This is a genomic window from Streptomyces albipurpureus, assembly GCF_023701525.1.
Lineage (GTDB): Bacteria > Actinomycetota > Actinomycetes > Streptomycetales > Streptomycetaceae > Streptomyces > Streptomyces albipurpureus.
Genome location: NZ_JAMQAW010000011.1, coordinates 188,446 through 205,816 on the forward strand (window position 1 = coordinate 188,446; position 17,371 = coordinate 205,816).

A 17,371-nucleotide genomic window follows, 5' to 3' on the forward strand; every position below is an offset into this window, starting at 1 on the left:
GGGCGCCCGCCCGGGAGAACCCCCCGGACGGGGGCGGTCATTGCGGCTGTCACCTGGCCGTCTGACGGGCGGCCATACCGATGAAGAACTGCTCCGACTCCTCGGGAATGTTGCGGTGCACGACATCCGACAGAGTGCCCGTCGTATGGATCAGCCGCATGCCCCAGGCGGTGAACGTCCCCTCATGGAAGACCCGAGGGGACAGCAGCGGGTTCACCACCATCTGGGAGAAGGCCTCGGTGGACTCCATCCGCTGGAGCAGCGGTCCCAGGATCGCGCCGGGGGCGGGGTCCTCGGCCATCAGCCCCACGAAGAGGTCGATGTCATCGGGCGTGCGGTAGACCTCGCTGAGCAGTTGCTGTGCCGCGGGGTCGGCGGTGATCTGCCGAAAATCGGTGATACGGGGGAACTGGCTGTAGGCGCGGTAGTCGTTGTAGGAGGCGAGCTGTACCTCGCGGCCGACCGCGATGGACTGCGCCTCCAGCATTCCGAGGCCGGCGTCCGTGTTCAGCAGCCCGAGCCGTCCGGCGCGCTGCTCCGAGGCGTCGGCGATCAGCCGGCCCAGTCCGACCTCTGGTAGGAGCGGGCTGCGGTGGATGGTCTGGCCCATCGGCATCTCCTGACCGCCGACCTGCAAGGTGGACGGGATCAGGCTGTGCCAGCGGTACATCAGATTGAACTCGATGGAGATCCACGCCTGCCGGTGCCAGGCGGGGTTGCCCAGCCCGTGCGGGTCCATCCTGAAGCGGAACCGGAAGTTGGCGATGTGGTTGACGTACTCCTCGATGGCGATCTTGATCAGCATCGCGGTCAGGATCAGCCGGGTGGTCTGGAAGAGTCGTTCGTCATCCCAGCGAGGCTGGCGTTCGGCGAGTTCTCCCGCGATGCGGTTGTGCTCCCGAAGGAAGAGCACGGTCATCATGGTGAAACCGATCTGGCCATTGGCGCGGTCGCTGCCGCAGGCGAAGAGGCCGTCCTTCTGCTCGTTCGACAGGGTGTCGAAGCGAACCGGCGTCAGTCTGCTGAACTCCGGCTCGATCTTGCCGTTGCGGCAGAGGTGGGGTGGGAACTCACCGCCGTTGATCTGCTGGCTCTTGAGACGTCCGCCTTCGAACGCACGTAGCTGTGCCAACACATCAGGGTTAAGGCCGTAGAGCTGGTTGACGTCCATGTCGTACGTCGAGGTGTTACGGCGAGGGTCGCGCGGCTCCTCTGACTCACCGCGGAGGAATCCGTCCGTGAACCACTGGGCGAAGTAGGGCAGCAGAACGGTCGAGCGCGAGCAGAGCTTGGTCCGGCCGGGCTCGCGGGTGAAGAGCGATGCGGTGCGCTCGACGCTGGCGCGGCCGGATTCCTGGTCCTCGACCGGGGGCAGATGGCGGCCGGTGTAGGTGCGGTCCACCAGTGCGGGCCACGAGGTGTAGGGCGCGATCGTGCTCAACGGACGTGGTCGAGCGGGGAGTTTGGTCACCGCCAGGTTGACGATCGTACGGTTGAGGAACCGGTTCAGTGGTGGCACGGCCTGGGCGGCCTTCCACAGAGCGTCGCCGTGGCTGAGGAAGTACTGCTCGGCGTGGTTGCGCCAGCCGTCGTTACCCGGCGTGCGGACACGGGCACCTGGCTGACCCACGACGGTCTGCGATGGCGCGGTCCTGGCGGGCGGCACCTCCCCGGTCGGCCCGGGCGATCGCCGCACTTGCCCCACCAGGGAACCCTCTTCGGTGGACTTCGTCATCTTTCGCTCCCACTCCACATCGACTCATGGGGCGCCGACCCCCCAACTCGCGACGGACAGTATCAGTTTGAGTGCAGACGGTAAGGTCTCCGCCATGAGTGATCAGCCACCGGTCCCCTCGCCACGGCGTGATGACCAGTCCCCTCCCCCAACGGAACTGACGGCCCCGCGCGAGCGGCGGCGCCTGTACATGGACGCCGCACGGGAGATCGCTGGGACCGCGGACGACATCCGCGCCGTAGGCGCCCGGGTGACCGCCACCCTCCTGCACCCGGCGCTCGCCGCCTCCGCGCTGCGCACCGGACCGCGGGTACACACCGCGCTGCTGCGTGCCCTGACCGACACACACGGTCTGGGCAACGCGGCTGTCGGGCCAGGACCCGTGCAGTTCGCCACCTATCTGGCTCAGCTGACCGGCCGGGAGAGCCTCGGTACGCTCACCGCGGTCACCTCGCTGCGGCTGCGGATCGCAGCCGTGACCCTCGACCACCCCGAGCTCACCCGGGAACCCGCCCTGCGCCGTCTCATCGACGCCGTGACATCCGACAGCGATCTGGAATCGATCCGTGCATTTCGCGCGCTGGTGAAGGACAAGGGCGCACAGAACGCCATGGCGGCGGTCAGCCCCGTCTTCACCGAACTGCTCGCCCTACGGGCGCTGATGGACGAGAACCCGCTGAATGACAACGCCGGATGGGCGATGGCCACCGGCAAGGCCATCGACGGCGAGCCGCTCATGGGCATGGGTTCAGCCCCGATCGCCGCCCTCGACCAGGGTGAGGGGTCCGCCCGTCCATGCGAACCGACGGCCACGGAGGCCCTCGGCTTGGCCAAGGAGGGCTCGTTGGTCTCCTTCCTCGGCAACATCAAGGTACTGGCGACGACCGGCCGCATCATCATCCAGTCCATCGAGGGCCCCGACGGAGCCGTTCGGTACGCGTTGAGCGTGCCCGGCATGTCATGCCAAGGGGCGCGGAACGACACCCCGCAGGACTTCGTGGGGGCCTGGCGCAATCTCTTCCGACCCGATTCCCCGTACACCAGGGCCATCCACAAGGCCATCGCCGACTACCCGATCCCCGCAGGTGCGGAACTCGCCCTCATCGGCCACAGCGAGGGCGGCATCGCGGTGATGAACCTGGCCCAGGACCCGGATTTCTGCCGTCGGAACAAGCTCACCCATGTCATCGCGGTCGGTTCGCCGGTGGACAGCAAGGTCCCCGCCGACCAGCGGACCTGGGTGGCCAGCATCACCAACCAGCACGACATCGTGCCCTCACTCGACGGACGGGGCGCCGGCGCCTGCTTCAATCCCCACCCCACCTGGTACGAGGTGGACTTCGTCGACACCACCCATGAGTTCCCCCTCTGCCACGGCATCGACAACTACCTCCACAACGTGGTTCACGAACTGCATGAGGCACGCCAGGACATCGATGCGGCCCTCGCCCCGTATCGGGGCAGAGTCATCCGCAGCCAGGTGTACGCGCTCCGGGACCGAACCGCCCTGCCCCAGAGCTATCCGTATCTCAATGTGCCCACCCAGAAGCGGACGACAACGGCCGGGCCCATCGGTCTGCCAATCCTCTATCAGGACACCTCCAACATCGTCTGCCTGTTCCGGGCTGACGCCGCAGCGGCTCGGGATCTGCTGGAGACAGCGTTGCCCGGTGCTCACCCGGTGCTGTTCGGTGACCGGGCCATGGTGGTCGTGACCGGTTCCCGGCATGGCACGAGCGGCATCGGACCCCACAAGGAGATGTCGGTGGGCATCGCGGTCCAAGACCCGTTCGGTCGCCGCTCCCTCGGCGCCCTGGTGGATCTGCTACGCCGCCCTGACCTGCGTAGAAGCGGAATCCATCTGCTGGGCGTGGTCTCCTCCACCCACGCTGCGACCACTGCGGCGGCGGAGATCTGGGGCCATCCGACACCGGCGGTGGACCTGGGGCTCACCCTGCGCGGCGGGCGGGTGACCGCGGAGGTCGGCGATCTCGACGGGCACCGGGTGCTGTCCCTGACCGGTCGGCTCGGTCCCGCGTTGCCCTTCGGCCCACGGTATGGCGAAGTCCGGCTCACCGCGGTGGACGGGAAGACCGTGCGAGCCGTGCATGACGGCGCCTCCCGGATGCGACCGCACCCGACAGCCCGCCTGCGGCTGGCCGTGGGTGACTCGTCCCAACACCTCACCGGGCAACTGCGCTCGCTCGGGCTGGACGGAGCACGGGCGTGGATGACGCTCAGTTCGGTCTCCGGACCCGCCCGCCGCTGGGCAGGCGCTTCCATCGACCACTGAGGGCTCGGCCCACGACCGACAGACGAAGGAGACCGAGGATGGGCGCCACCCAGGTCAGCCGGACCACATCGCTACAGACACTCGTACAGGGATTGGAGGATGACGCGGCACGCATGGCTCTCTACGCCACCCAATTGGATGCGGTCGCCGACCGGCTCGGCACCGCTGGGCAGGCCCCGCGATGGTGTGAGACCACACTCAGGGGCCAGGCCGCCCGCTGCTCGGAAGCCGCTGCGGCACTGCGCGAGGCCGCGTTCCAACTCCAACAGCACCTCACGGCGGTCCATCTCTAGAAGCCGCGGCGACCGTCCGTCCAGCCCGGCCCGACGGCCCGCCGCCTTGACCACTCCGCTCGTTCACACAGCAGACACATGACTGCCATATACGACGGGAATGGGTCACCAACCACCCCTGTTCCAGGCTGATATGAATGTGGGAGTGGCACTCAACGCCATCAATTCCGATAACCAAGTCGACGCCACCGTACGCCTGGCCAAGGAGGCCGCAGCCGCCGGGCTGCGGTCCGCCTGGTTCGGTCAGGGCTTCGGTGTCGACTCACCACAGCTGGCGGCGATCGTCGGACGCGAAGTACCAGGCCTCCAGGTGGGCACATCCGCAATCCCCGTCTTTGGACGTCACCCGCTGATCGTCTCCAGCCAGGCCCTGACCGCGCAGGCGGCCACCCACGGGCGCTACCACCTGGGCCTGGCCCTGGGCACCAGACTGCTGACCGAGGACGGGCTGGGGATTGCCTTCAGCCGCCCCATCGCCCGGCTGCGTGAATTCCTCACCGTCTTACGTGAGTTGCTGGAGACCGGCACCGTCGACCACCACGGCGAACTGATCACCGCGACCACCCCGCTGCCTGCTCATGTGCCGGGCGCCGAGACCGGCGTACCACTGCTCGTCGCGGCCATGGGTCCACAGGCCCTCAAGGTCACCGGGGAGTTGGCGGACGGGATTCTGCCCTATCTGGCCGGGCCTCGCGCTCTGGCCGAGCACATCGTCCCAGCCGTCACCGGGGCCGCGGCGGCTGCCGATCGGCCCGCGCCCCGGATCGTGGCGATCGTCCACGGTGTGGTCACCGACGACGTTGACTCCGTACGAGAGAGGGCCACCGAACAGTTGGCGTTCTACGAGCAGATTCCGTCCTACGCGCGCGCCATCGAGCTCTCCGGTGCCAAGCGGGCCGGCGATGTGGCCGTGATCGGCGACGAGGAGACGGTCCGGGCCGAGATACAGCGGTACCTGGACGCCGGGGCGACCGAAGTGGTGTTCGCAGGGACGGAGATCGCCGGCGAAGCCGAGCGGCGACGCACCTGGGCGCTGCTGGGCGAACTGGCCGGCTGACCGGCGAACCGGGGCGGGGCGGGGCGGGGATCGGACGCTCTGGCCACGTCTGCCGACCCGTTCGGCTGACCGCTTCTGCCGGGCTCGGTACCTCAGCACCCGGGTGGTGCGGGTGCTCGCCTTCACCCGTGCAGGCTGTTCCGGGGCGCCCCGTTTCCACGAGGGCGTCCCGGCCCGGGGCGGAGCGTCCCCGGGCCAGGGCAGAGCCGGTGGTCGAGGGTCAGGCAGCGCGCTCATCCGGGCAGCACACTCGCTCCCACCCGGGGCGTCCGCTTCCCCCACTGGGAAACACGGTTTCGCTTGATGGGGGGGCATCCCCTGGCGCCGAATCCAACCACTGGGGCCGTTGTCACCCAGGGTGATGATTTTAACGGGTTCGGATCGGTCCCCGGGAGAACCACCGAGAACGCCCGCTACCGAAGGTGACCGCGCTTGCCGGGTGCGTGTCGCCTTCATTGAGAGGACGATGGAGGGAGTCCTGGCGTGTCCCTGAGCGCGTACACCGCAGGCGTCCGCTGAAGAAAGGCGCAACCATGGCCGGCAACGACATGCCTGACGACACCACCATGGGCGATGAGGTCTACCAGCCCGGGTCGCCGGATGACAACGAGGTCCCGGACGACGAAGGTCTCCTCGACCCGGAGGACACCCTGCTCGACCGGGGTGTGGACCCGTACGACGAGGGCTACTCTCCGCCGGATCGCCCGCTGGGCGTGGACCGGACCGGGACCACCGCACGAGAACAGCGCGAGGGCGAGACACTGGACCAGCGGCTCGCGGAGGAGGTACCGGACACGGGGGCCGACGCCCTGGATGGCGACGGTATCGGAGACACATCCGATACCGATGGGGAACTCCGCGACGACGAGGTGGGAGATCGCCGGGCGGGGCGGCTGGTGGCACCGGATGAGGGAGCCCACGAGGACACCGAGAAGGATCTCCTGGCCTGGGACGCGGGGATCGATGGAGCTGCCGCCTCGGCGGAGGAGGCAGCGGTACATGTGGTTCCCGACGATGAGCCGCTGTGAGCGCTCGCCCTCGCGATCGGCTCCGGTCCGGCCCGAACCGGCCGCCGCCCAGCGGCTGAACCGGCCCGGTCGCACCGTCGCGCCGGACCGCACTCGGGCAGCGGACCCCTACGAACACCCGGGCTCCCGCCCGCCCCACGGGCGCGGGTGGCAGCGCCGGGTCGTTCTCCTCGCTGCCGCCCCCGCCCTCACGAGCGATCCGCCGGCCTGGGACGCATCAGGGATTGAGGTCGGCTGCCGCCTGCGGCCCCCGGAAGACCAGCGGCGGATATCCCTTTGCCACCGCCTTCGCACTGATGGCCTGGGCAATTTCCAGTGCGGTCACGGCGGGCGCCGGGTTGGTCTGGTCCATCGGGTTGTTGGTCACCGAGAACTCGACCTCGACGAAACCGGTGTTGCCGGGAAAGTCGACCATTGCACGGAACTTGGTGCCTTCGTCGAAGACGGCCATGTCTCACTACCTCCGGGACTGAGCGAAGAATCCAGACAGCACACCACTGCCAACGCCTCAGCAAGCCCTACTGACGCATCGTCAAGGTCAGTGAGTCCGGGCGTTGGGAGTGGAGCCGGAATGCAACCACGTGAACCGGGGAGCGGCAAGCCGCGTCCCCTCCACCCCGGCGATCCGACCCGCCCTTCCACCAGGATCTGGTCCGTCGGCCTGCCCGGCGCACCGAGCGAGTGGAAAGGGGCCGGCCAGGGGACCGGTTGTGGACGACAGTCGGTCCTATCAGCGGTGATCCCCGGATTCCCGGGACATGAGGAGGTGCTGAGCCATGACGAGGCACCCGTCGAACCCGCGCCCGCCAGCCTTCGACCGTCATCCCCGGGCTTCTGACACCCAGGGTGACAGCTGGTAAATACTGCGAGAAATCACGTGATCCCGGGCAGTCATCACCATCCCGTAGTCAGCGAGGGAGAGGAATCGCTGTCGTCTTCGCCGGCGCCTCACGCGGTAGCCGGCCACGACCCTCTTGGACTGGCGATGCGCCCTTCTCGCGCCGGGTAGGAGCCAGCCTGCGTACGGCTGCCGCAGCGTGGCGGCCGACGAAGTGAGCGTGCTTCGCTACGCCGAGCACGAGCAGGGCCTGTCCGGTGGCTGCCGGGCAGGCCCTGACCGTCGGTGCGGAGGTATCAGCCGGTGAGATCGGGGCGTTCGGTGATTCTGATCGCGTTCACCGATGTCCTTCCGGCGTTGGCGACGAATCGAAGGTTGAGCTGTCCGTCGGTGACCTTGACGGTGAAGGCCCGGTCATGGGCGGTGCGTACGCCCGCGACCGCCGTGAGATCGAGATCGGTCACATACTGCGTGCCTTCGGCCATGACGTCGAAGACCCGACTGCCCGGCGGTTGGGAAGCAGTCTCGGCGAAGCCCAGCTCAACCCGGTAGGTGCCGTTGGGAACGGCGTCGAATCGGTATTCGAGCATCCCCTGGCGGGCGGATCGATAGAGGGCGGGATCGCTGGTCGCCGGTACCCCGGTGATGGGTTGGGTGGTGGTGCGCGTGGTCGTGGCACCGAGATAGCCGTGGCTACCGGCGGTGTACGCGCGGTCGGCGGCCCAAACGTCGCCGAGCGGGTCGGTCAGGGCCCGGCTCGCACCGGTGTCGATCGCCGTCTGGTACGCGGGGACGACCACACTCACCGGTATGTCGGTCACCGGTTGGCGACCGCTCTGGGACGAGACCCGCAGGGTGCCGGTGAGGACCGTGCCGGGGGCCACCCCGGTGGTGTCGACCTTCACCGTCAACGTCCGCCGGCCGTTCGCCGCAACCACACCGCTCGCGGGGGTCGCACTGAACCAACTCTTACCGTCCTTCTCCGTAGCCGTGTACGGGGTGGCGGCGCCGGTGTTGATGAGATCGACCGAGCGACCGCGCTGCTGTCCGGCGGGGGCGACGATGTTCAGCGAGGCAGCGTCCGCGGAGACCCGCCCGGTGGATAGCACGAAGTCCGCGGAGGCGATCCCGCCCGGGTCCTGGGGCAGGCTCTTGCCCAGCGTTGTGTAGCCGGGCGCCGAGGGAGTGACCTCGGGAGCACCGGGCGCCGGGACCTGGATGAGGTACCCACCGTCGGCGCCGGTGGTGTCACTGCTTCCGCCGCTGGCGGCGACGGTCGCGCCCGCGACGGGCTTGCCGTCGTTGGCGTCCGTGACGGTTCCGGTGACCACCGCGGTCTTCGTCGTACGGAAGTGGATGCTCATCCCGTCATGGACGGTGCCTTCGTTGTACGAGTACATGAAGGCGTCGGTACCGGTGGCGTTCTCGATGCCGATGGTCGCGTTGGACGCGTTCTCCAGACCCGTACCGGAGATGTCCTTGTAGTGGAAGGACACGGAACCGTCCTCACCGACCACGGCGGCGAAGGAGACCCGGTCGTGCGGTCGTCCGACGGCGAGCGGTGCGTCGCGCCATTCGACGACGAGCTTTCGGTGCGGCGCGGTACCGGTGGTGGACCAGTACACACCCGAGTTGGCGTCATGGAAGTAGTCATCCCAGAAGGGGTAGAGCGCACCATTGGGCCGGACCGGGTTCGGCAGGGTCTCGTTGCTGGACTTGGTGGTCATCTCCCCGAAGCCGAGCACTCCGCCGACCGACACGGTGGCCTTGCGGTAGGTCTTGCCGTAGTGAGGCACCGGGAAGGGCAGATCGATGGAGGCCAGGGCGTAGCTGGGATTGACGAACGCCAGCTTGGTGGTTCCCCGCGGGAACGGAGCGCCGGTGGTGACACTGCACTCGGTACCGAAGGCGTCGGTCCGGGCCGCGAGGACGAAGTCCTTGACCGTGTTGGCGGCCGTCTCGATCCGAGCCGCGCTGCCCGTCGCACAGCGATGGCTGGGGGTGGCGGTGATGTTGTACGTGCCCAGCGGCAGTTCCAGTGTGTAGGTGCCGTCAGCGGCGGTCTTCACGGAGGTGGGGGCTTCGTCGGCCTTGATGGTGACATCGGCCTGGGCTCCGCCCGGACCGGTGACCCTTCCGGTGATCCGGCCGGTCGGAGCCTCGGTGAGCGCAAGGTCCCTGACGGAGGTGCCGTTCGCCGTGACCGTCACGGTTCCGGACGCGGTGCGGTAGCCGAACGAGGTCGCCGTGACGGTGTAGTCGCCGGGCTGAACCCTCGGCACGGTGTAGCCGCCGGTGGCGTCGGTGACGGTGTTGGCGGCCGTGGGGCCGGTAAAGCTCAGGGCGACATCGGCGAGGGGCCCGGTGGGTGAGGTGACGGTGCCGCTGACGCTTCCAGCCGTACCCCGGGGGGTGGCGGTGACGGCCGCGTACGCGTCGAGCCGGCCCTCCCCGTAGACATTGTTCTTGGCGGCGGTGCCGCCGCAGCTGGTGTCGTCCACATCGGTGGCGGAGCCGTCGAGGAGCCGTTCGGTCTCGGTGATGTCGCCGCGCAGGGCGGGATTCACCGACCACATCAGGGCCACCGTACCGATGGTGTGCATGGCGGCTGCTCCCGAACCGCCAACCTGCGCATAGCCGCCGCCTTTCCAGGCGGTGCGGATCTGTTCGCCGGGAGCGGAGATGTTGGGTTTGATGCCCCCGTTCTCACCGGTGCCGCGTGAGGAGTTGGGGTCGATCAGGCCGTTCTTCCAGAACCCGGCGGTGGTGTACGCGTTGGTGAAGGTGCTGGGTGAGTCGAGGGTGTTGCAGCGCGGGCCCGCCATGGCGTTGCCGTACGAGGTGAAGATGCCGGCGTCCCGCCAGGCCTGGACGACCGTCTTGAACCAGGTACCGGCGACCCCGCCCCAGGCGTGTTGCACCACATGCGGGGCGAGGTCCGGGCGGGGGTTGGCACCGTGGAGATCGGTGGGCGCGATGACCCACTGAGCGGCCCGCAGCACCGTGTCGGGGGTGCAGGCGATGCCCCCGCAGCCTTTGACCGTCATCCATTTGGCCCCAGGGGCGACACCGATCCGATTGCCCACTCCGCCGTCGCCGAGTATCACGCCCAAGCCGTAGGGGCTGCCCTCGCCGGGGGTGCAGGGCAGCCCGCCGGGGCAGCTGCGCTCGGCGTCGAACCAGTTGTAGTTGTGGTCGTAGCCGCCATCGGCCTTGAGCCCGCGGTACTTCGACCTGACGGCGGGATGGGTGAGATCGCCTTCCGTGCCGACCGAGGCGACAACGATTCCCTCGCCTCGCAGGCCGAACTCGGACCAGACCTTTGATGCGTTGATGCGGTCAATGTTCCACTCCACCGCGTCCGTGCCAGAACTCTTGGCTCGGGCCTTCTTCGCCTGGGGGGTGGTGGCCTTCGGCTCGCTCTTGACCGGCGACGCCTGGAGGAGGGGGATCTTCTCGTCGGCGTTCAGTGCGGCGACCTCCGGGCGCGCCGCGATCTTCTCCGCGAGCGCCTTGTCCGCGGTGACCTTGACCATGTTGGCGATCCAGAACGACTCATAAGTGGCGCCGGCACTGTCCAGCAGGGCCTTCAGCGGAGCCTGGGTCTTCTGGGCGTGTGCCCGCTTCGCCCGGTAGAGCGTGCGTCCTCGGTCGGTCTTGGTCCGCTGCTTACGTGCGACCGAGGTGTCCGCCTCAGCGGAGAGGGCGACCCAGAAGGTCGCCCTCTCCTTGCTGTCGAGCTGGGCGCGGACAACGTTCTCCGTCTTGGCACGGAAGAGCGAGGGCGCGGCGGCAGAACCGCTCGTGCCGTCCGATAACGCCTGGGCGGGTGCGGCGCCCAGGGCTAGGGGAAGCGCCACCGTCGCGGCGGTCAGGGCGCCGAGCAACCTGCGCTCCCCCTGTGTACGTCTGGCCACAAACTCTCCTTGACTGTGAGTGTGTCCGAACTGGCAACGGCATAGTGGACCCCTGGCATGGGCATGTAAAGAATTCCTCACGAGTAAGTTAAGAATGCTTACGACTCATGCATCACACAGACCTCAGAGAACCCCAAGGACTCAGAGCCTCATGAGCCGTCGCATAGGCCCCACTACCCCCTACAAGGGTCGGCGCCTGTCTGGTTGCTTTTCGGACATGCCGCTGAAGGAGGTGCCGACTCCCTGTAGTCACTCGTCGACCGCGGCTCCCCCAGCGCCCCGCACCGGCCCACGGCGCGAACCCTCCCGATCCCCCGCAGAAGGCCCCGGAGCTCGGGGTTCCAGAACCCGATCGGCGTCGGATCCCCCCTGCCACCGCACTCTGCCCGCTGGTGCGGCGGTCGGGAACGGGTCACTGACAAACAGGCGGGAGCCCGGTGACTTCACCGGTGTCCTGGGCGAGACTGGTAGAACCGTCATCACCGGGCCTCCAACCGCCAAGGCTGGAGCGGCGGTTGCGGAGCCCGCCGGCCGGCCAGCGGGCGTCGAGTACATCCGGGGTGTCAGCCCCCGTACCAGAGAGAGGCAGTGATGAAAGGCAGATTAGGTAGTGCGCTCGGCGTCTTCGGTGCCGTCGCCGTGTTGGGTGTCACATTTCCACTCGCCGCACACGCCGCCACGGGAGACTTCACCTATCACACCCAGCCCGGAAACGTTCCGCACACCCTGACCAATCCGATCGACGGCCGCTGCTATCCCGTGGGTCGTCAGGTTCAGGGGCTGACGGTCAACAACACCGACCGCCGGGCGGTCATGTACGTGGAGAAGAACTGTCGGAACGCCACCGCGGAAGAACTTGATCCGGGCCAGTGGGTCGACAACAGCAGTTTTATGTCAGTGCAGTTCAGCAGCTGAGCTACCCGGACATCCGAACGCCAGATCCCGGGCGGGGCGCATACCCACCCGTCCGGCCGGGTGTCGGCTTCGGGTATCGAAGACCAGCCTCTCGCCCGCGCCTCCCGCCTCCGGCGGCGAGAGGCGAGAGACGAGAGGCCGCGCCTCACTGGTCCCGCTACGACGCTCACACGGCCCGGGATCTCAGGTCATCGGCGGACACGAAACGGAGGTTGCGTTCCAACAGTCCCTCGATCACCGCGGGCAGTGCCTGCACGCTCTCGCGGCGATCCCCTCCGCCGTCATGCATCAGGATCATGGAGCCCGGTCGCGCGTGATCGAGAACAGTCTTGGTGATCTTGTCAGGTCCTGGCCTGGCCCAGTCCCAGGAGTCGACGTCCCAGAGCGCGAGAGCCGGCCCTTCGGAGCGCAACTCGCCCAACACTTCTGGGGTGCGGGACCCGTAGGGCGGACGGAACACCGTCGGCACTGTGCCCACCGACCGGTCGAAGGCCTCGCTGGTCCGCTCGATCTGGAGCCGGAACTGTGCCGCGGTCAGATCCGGCAGGAAGGGGTGTGACCAGGTGTGGTTGCCGAGACTGTGCCCGGCATCCGTGATCCGCCGCACCTCGTCGGGAAGCGCGTTCACATGCGCGCCGACGCAGAAGAAGGTGGCCTGCACGCGGTAGCGGTCAAGGATCTCAAGGACCTGCCGGGTGAACACCGGATCAGGCCCGTCATCGAAGGTCAGGGCGATCTCCCTGCGCTCACGTGAGCCGTGCCGAAAGCAGCGTCCCGCCCGCGTGAGCTCTGCCTCCAACGGCTCGCTGCGGCGTATTCCGTCGTGGTAGTCATCGTCCCGCCCGGTCTGCCCACCGCCTTCCGCCGTCAGCGGGGAAAGAGACGCAAGGTCGTTTCTGGCCCGTTCCGCCAGGGCATGGGCGGACACCGAACCGAAGGCCGGACGCTCGGGGAGCACCCAGGGATCGGCCCGGTAGACATCGAGCCTGGCTGCCGTCAGCAGACCGTCCACCAGCCCGTTCGTACTCTCCAGAACGACGGCGCAGGGCACATCGGCCTCCCGCCCCATCTCGCCGAGCCACCGGGTCAACTCGGGCACCCGCTCCGCACCCCAGCGCGCCGGAGCGGCTGCCCGATTTCCTTCAGCGTCGAGCACCTCGACGTGGTAGCCGTCGACGGACCAGGCGATTCCCGCGTACAGCATGCGTTCTTCCTCACTCGTTCGCCCGGGCGGCAGGGTGCGCCCGGGGGGCCAGATGAAGGGCGTCGGGCATCGACGAAGCCCGAGCCGGAGCAGTGCGCGTCAACGAACTGGCTTTCAATAGCAGGCAACTTGAAGGGCGGTGAGGGTTCGATCACGCCCTTCTCGCGCTGGGACTCCACACCGGAGGCCGATGCCCGACGCGAACCGGGGCAGCCATGACCCGGTCGGTCGGCGCCCATGAGCCGCGATCGCACGGAGTAGGTCCGGTGGGTCGTGGTCCGCCATCTCGCGTGGTGCGTCGCCGATCCCGGTCTCGCGCCGCGCCCGGCGCATGGCGGGCAACTCCCTTTCCACCGGGCAGCCTTGGGCCGGCTCGGCGCAGAACCGTTGGGGTGCCGGCCAGGGCAGGTGGTAGCCGGTCCGGGGCCGACGGCGGTGGTCGGTGTTGAGGTGCGGATGGGTGCGGGTCGTACACGATCTCACCGGAGTCATGGCCAGGCCTCTGCTGAATTCGAGGACCCCCCACGAGACCTCGTCGCACACGTGCCCCCTCGACTGAGGGTGTTGCCGTGCCGCCCGTTCCGGGTGCTTCGGGACCGGTGCATGGCCTGGCCATCACCGATTTCCACGAACTCTCCATTAAGGCGTCACAAGTACGACACCGGCACGCTATTCTTCGCCATGCCCCGCCGATTGGTCCAGACCATACCTATGTGCGACAGCTGCGCGCTATGCCCGTGACCGTCTCTTGTGCCACCGAGTTCTCTGGATCAACTCCCCACCCGGCCACCACTCCTGGAGGGCACCATCAACGCCTCGCCCACACCGCTGACCGTCCCCGACCTGCTGGATTCCAGGGCTGCGAGTCAGCCGGACAGCATCGCCATCCAGGTGCGCGGTGGCGGCACGCTCACCTATGGCGCCTGGCGCGAGCGGGCCGTCCGGGCTGCCCGCGGGCTGGCAGCCGGTGGGGTGCGGCCCGGCGATCTGGTGGCCCTGCGGTTTACCGACCGCGCCTGGGATCAGTACGCGGTGGCGTTCCTGGCCGTGCACTACGCGGGAGCGGCGGGGTTGCCACTCCGTGCCGACCTGGCCGAACCCGAGGCCGCACGACTCGCTGAGCTGTGCGGGGTGGGCGCGGTGCTGACGGAGGCCGACCTTCCGGGTCTTCCCGGAATCATCCACCACACCCTTGCGACCGTCGAGGCGAACCCAACCGGCAACACTGAGAACAGCGACAACACCCCACCCGCCCCACCGGATCCATGGGACCCCGCCCAGGTGGTTGGCACCTCAGGAACCACCGGCCTGCCCAAGGGAGTTCTCGCCTCCCACGCCAATCTGACAGCAGGCCTACGCCTCAAGCCGCGCCCACGCCCCTATGCCCATTCGCGGCATGCCGTGCACGCCTTCCCGATCGGCACCAACGCGGGTCAGATGATGTTGCTCGGCGCCCTGACCGGCGCGCCCAGTACCGTCGTCCTGCCGCGCTTCGACGCCGAGGAATTCGGCCGAGCCGTGGCGGAGTTGGGGATCGGCACCGCCTTCCTGGTGCCCTCCATGGCCATTGAGCTACTCAACTCCGGGGTGCCCGCGCGCCATGACCTGTCCAGCCTGCTCCTCCTCAGTTCCTCCGCCGCCGCCCTGCCGGTACCCGTCGCCCAGGCGCTGACCGAAGCGCTACCGAAGGCCACCGTGGTCAATGTGTACACCTCGGCGGAGGCCGTGCCCGCCCAGATCTCCATGGTCGTCGACCTGGCCAGGCCCAGCTCGGTGGGCCGGCCCGCCAATCCGCAGGACCTGCGCATCCTCAACGCCGACGGCGGAGCCCTGCCGGTCGGCGATGCCGGCGATGTCTGGCTGCGCCAACCGGGACCCTCGCGTAGCTACATCGGCGATCCCACCGACGCGACCACCGTCTTCAGCGACGGCTGGGTGCGGATGGGCGACCTCGGGCGGCTGGACGCGGATGGCTATCTGCATCTGGTGGACCGGGAGAGCGATGTCATCAAGTCCGGTGCGCTGAAGGTCTCCACCCTACGAATCGAAGACGCGCTGCACGAGCACCCGGGGGTCGCGGACGCGGCGGCGCTCGGCGTCCCGCACCCCGTGATGGGCGCGGTTCCCGTCGCGGTGGTGGTGCCCGCGGCGAAGGGCCTGGACCTCGATGCGCTGAGGCTCTTCCTCAGCACCCGGCTGAGCCGACCCGAACTTCCGGTGCGGCTGTTACTCGCCGGGGACCTGCCGCGCAACGCCACCGGGAAGGTGCTGAAGCATCAGCTCCGTTCTCTCTTCGAGACCACCGAGGCGTCGCCGTCCGTGCCGGACGGAAGGCCACCCGCTACCGCTGTGGAGATACAGCTCGCGGAGCTCTGGCAGGAGGTGCTGGGCCGTCCGGTGCGCAGTGTGGCCGAGGAGTTCTTCGCGCTCGGCGGTGACTCCTTCCGCGCCGTCCAATTGGCGGCGGCGGTCTCGGAACGGTTCAGGGTGGAGGCCGGTTCCGCGCTGGTCTTCGGTCGTCCCTCGCTGCGGGCCCAGGCCGCCTGGCTGGAGGATGGCGTGCCGACCTCCGCACCTGAGCAGGTGGACCGGCCCGACGAGAACGCTGATGACGGCGATAAGGAAGCCTCGATTCCACCCTTCTTGCGCGCTCTACGGGCCCAGCAGCACAGCGTTCCGCTGACCAGCCAGCAGGAGAACTTCCTGGACTGGATGGCCGAGGAGTCAGGGCGGGACGTGGGCGCGGTCACCGCGTTGTTCCGGGTGACCGACCGGCTGGACCAGCAGGCGCTCGGCCGGGCCCTGACTGAGCTCGTTCGACGGCATCCTTCACTGCGCACCAGGTTCGTACCGGTTCCCGGCGATGTCCCCGGGCTGGTCCGCACCGTACTGGACGAGGCTCCCAGGGCACGGATCTCCCTGCTGGACGCACCCGGTGCGAGCGACGCCGAGGTGAATACCCTGCTGATAGCCGAGCGAGATCGGCTCACCGATCTGGGCGAGGACCCAACGGCCCGGCTGCTGGTGGTCAGCCGCGGACCCAGGGACCATATCGTGCTGCTGGCGGTGCATCATATGGTGGCCGACGGCTGGTCGATCGGCGTCCTCCTGCACGAACTCGGACTCGGGTACGACGCCCTGCGGCGAGGCCGGCTCCCTCGACTGCCCGAGCACGCCATGCCGTACCAGGACCTGGTGCGGTGGTCGAACGAGCGCTGGTCGGCCGGACGCCGGTACTTCGCGGCCGCGCTGGAAGGCGCTCCATCCGCCCTCGACCCGTTCCCCGGCAGGCGAGCCGTTGACCAGGTGCACACCACCGCGTACCCCTTCACCGTCGCAGCCGATCGGGCCGGACGGCTGCGGGAGCGGGCCGGGCTGCTCGGAGTCACCCCCTTCATGGCCGTCGCCACCTTGTGGAGCGGGCTGCTGGCGGCCCGTAGCGGCCGGTGGGACCTGGTGCTGATGACGCCGGTTCCCGGCAGGACCCGACCCGAGGCACAGCGCGCGGTCGGCTGCCTGGTGCAGTCGCTGCTGGTACGGGTGGACTGCTCCGGAGGGCCCGGCTTCGCCGAGTTGGCGGAACGGGTGCGACTCGCGGCCACCGGTGCGCTGGACCATCAGCTCTACCCGTACTCCGAGTTCAAACCCTCGGTGGTGGCGTTCCCGGCCTGGTTGCGCTACGAGAACTGGGCCGCCGACGCCCATCTGCCGGGCCTGCTCTGTGAGCCCTGGGCGCTGCCGCGGGGCACCACCGTTCCCTGGCCGCTGCCCGGCGGCGATCTCGGGGTGCCCGAACTGACCGTCGTCGAGCAGCGGGATGGCGGCCTGGACTGCTGGATCCAGTTCAACGCACTGGCTTTTGAACCGGACGACATCGCAGCGCTGGCGGAGGACTTCACCGCCGCGCTGAACGCGGCCGCGCACTGAGCCGCATTCGCCACCACTGCCCCACCGCGTACCGCACCGCAACTTCGGCAACACCGCCTGGCTCCTCACTGAGGCACGGCTCAACCAAGACGCCCGCTGCTGATCACCGGGCCAAGGTCGCACCAGCACCGCCCGCGCCGCCTCCGTACTGCCGAGCCGCCGCC

10 protein-coding genes are annotated in these 17,371 nt (G+C 68.6%); 6 read left to right on the forward strand and 4 right to left on the reverse strand.

What is annotated here, in order from left to right:
• Window positions 1–49: 49 nt before the first annotated feature.
• A complete protein-coding gene (locus tag NBG84_RS15075; RefSeq protein WP_250919940.1) occupies window positions 50–1,735 on the reverse strand; it encodes a peroxidase family protein in 1,686 nt (561 codons plus the stop codon).
• 94 nt (window positions 1,736–1,829) lie between these two features.
• On the opposite strand from NBG84_RS15075, the gene NBG84_RS15080 reads away from it, so the two are divergent.
• The 4 genes from NBG84_RS15080 (at window position 1,830) to NBG84_RS15095 (ending at window position 6,406) form a co-directional block, all read left to right on the forward strand.
• Window positions 1,830–4,028 carry an alpha/beta hydrolase family protein gene (locus NBG84_RS15080; protein ID WP_250919941.1) on the forward strand — a complete coding sequence of 733 codons (2,199 nt, stop codon included), beginning with the start codon at window positions 1,830–1,832 and terminating at the stop codon, window positions 4,026–4,028.
• Window positions 4,029–4,066: 38 nt separating this feature from the next.
• A complete protein-coding gene (locus NBG84_RS15085) occupies window positions 4,067–4,321 on the forward strand; it encodes a hypothetical protein (protein ID WP_250919942.1) in 255 nt (84 codons plus the stop codon).
• A 133-nt stretch (window positions 4,322–4,454) separates the two neighbouring features.
• Entirely contained in the window at window positions 4,455–5,378 is a 924-nt protein-coding gene (locus NBG84_RS15090) for an LLM class F420-dependent oxidoreductase (RefSeq protein WP_250920067.1), read from the forward strand.
• A gap of 533 nt (window positions 5,379–5,911) precedes the next feature.
• On the forward strand, window positions 5,912–6,406 hold the full coding sequence (locus tag NBG84_RS15095) for a DUF5709 domain-containing protein (RefSeq protein ID WP_250919943.1): 495 nt from the start codon (window positions 5,912–5,914) through the stop codon (window positions 6,404–6,406).
• Window positions 6,407–6,623: 217 nt separating this feature from the next.
• Here NBG84_RS15095 and NBG84_RS15100 read toward each other — a convergent pair whose 3' ends face one another.
• Window positions 6,624–6,857 (reverse strand): hypothetical protein, encoded by a 234-nt coding sequence (locus tag NBG84_RS15100; RefSeq protein WP_250919944.1) that lies wholly within the window; start codon window positions 6,855–6,857, stop codon window positions 6,624–6,626.
• A gap of 683 nt (window positions 6,858–7,540) precedes the next feature.
• Window positions 7,541–11,161 (reverse strand): carboxypeptidase regulatory-like domain-containing protein, encoded by a 3,621-nt coding sequence (locus NBG84_RS15105; protein WP_250919945.1) that lies wholly within the window; start codon window positions 11,159–11,161, stop codon window positions 7,541–7,543.
• Between the two features lie 591 nt (window positions 11,162–11,752).
• Between NBG84_RS15105 and NBG84_RS15110 the strand changes: the two genes are divergently transcribed.
• Window positions 11,753–12,076, forward strand: a complete 324-nt coding sequence (locus tag NBG84_RS15110) for a hypothetical protein (RefSeq protein ID WP_250919946.1) — start codon at window positions 11,753–11,755, stop codon at window positions 12,074–12,076.
• Window positions 12,077–12,242: 166 nt separating this feature from the next.
• Here NBG84_RS15110 and NBG84_RS15115 read toward each other — a convergent pair whose 3' ends face one another.
• On the reverse strand, window positions 12,243–13,280 hold the full coding sequence (locus tag NBG84_RS15115) for a polysaccharide deacetylase family protein (protein WP_250919947.1): 1,038 nt from the start codon (window positions 13,278–13,280) through the stop codon (window positions 12,243–12,245).
• A gap of 750 nt (window positions 13,281–14,030) precedes the next feature.
• On the opposite strand from NBG84_RS15115, the gene NBG84_RS15120 reads away from it, so the two are divergent.
• On the forward strand, window positions 14,031–17,207 hold the full coding sequence (locus tag NBG84_RS15120; protein ID WP_250919948.1) for an AMP-binding protein: 3,177 nt from the start codon (window positions 14,031–14,033) through the stop codon (window positions 17,205–17,207).
• Window positions 17,208–17,371 lie beyond the last annotated feature (164 nt).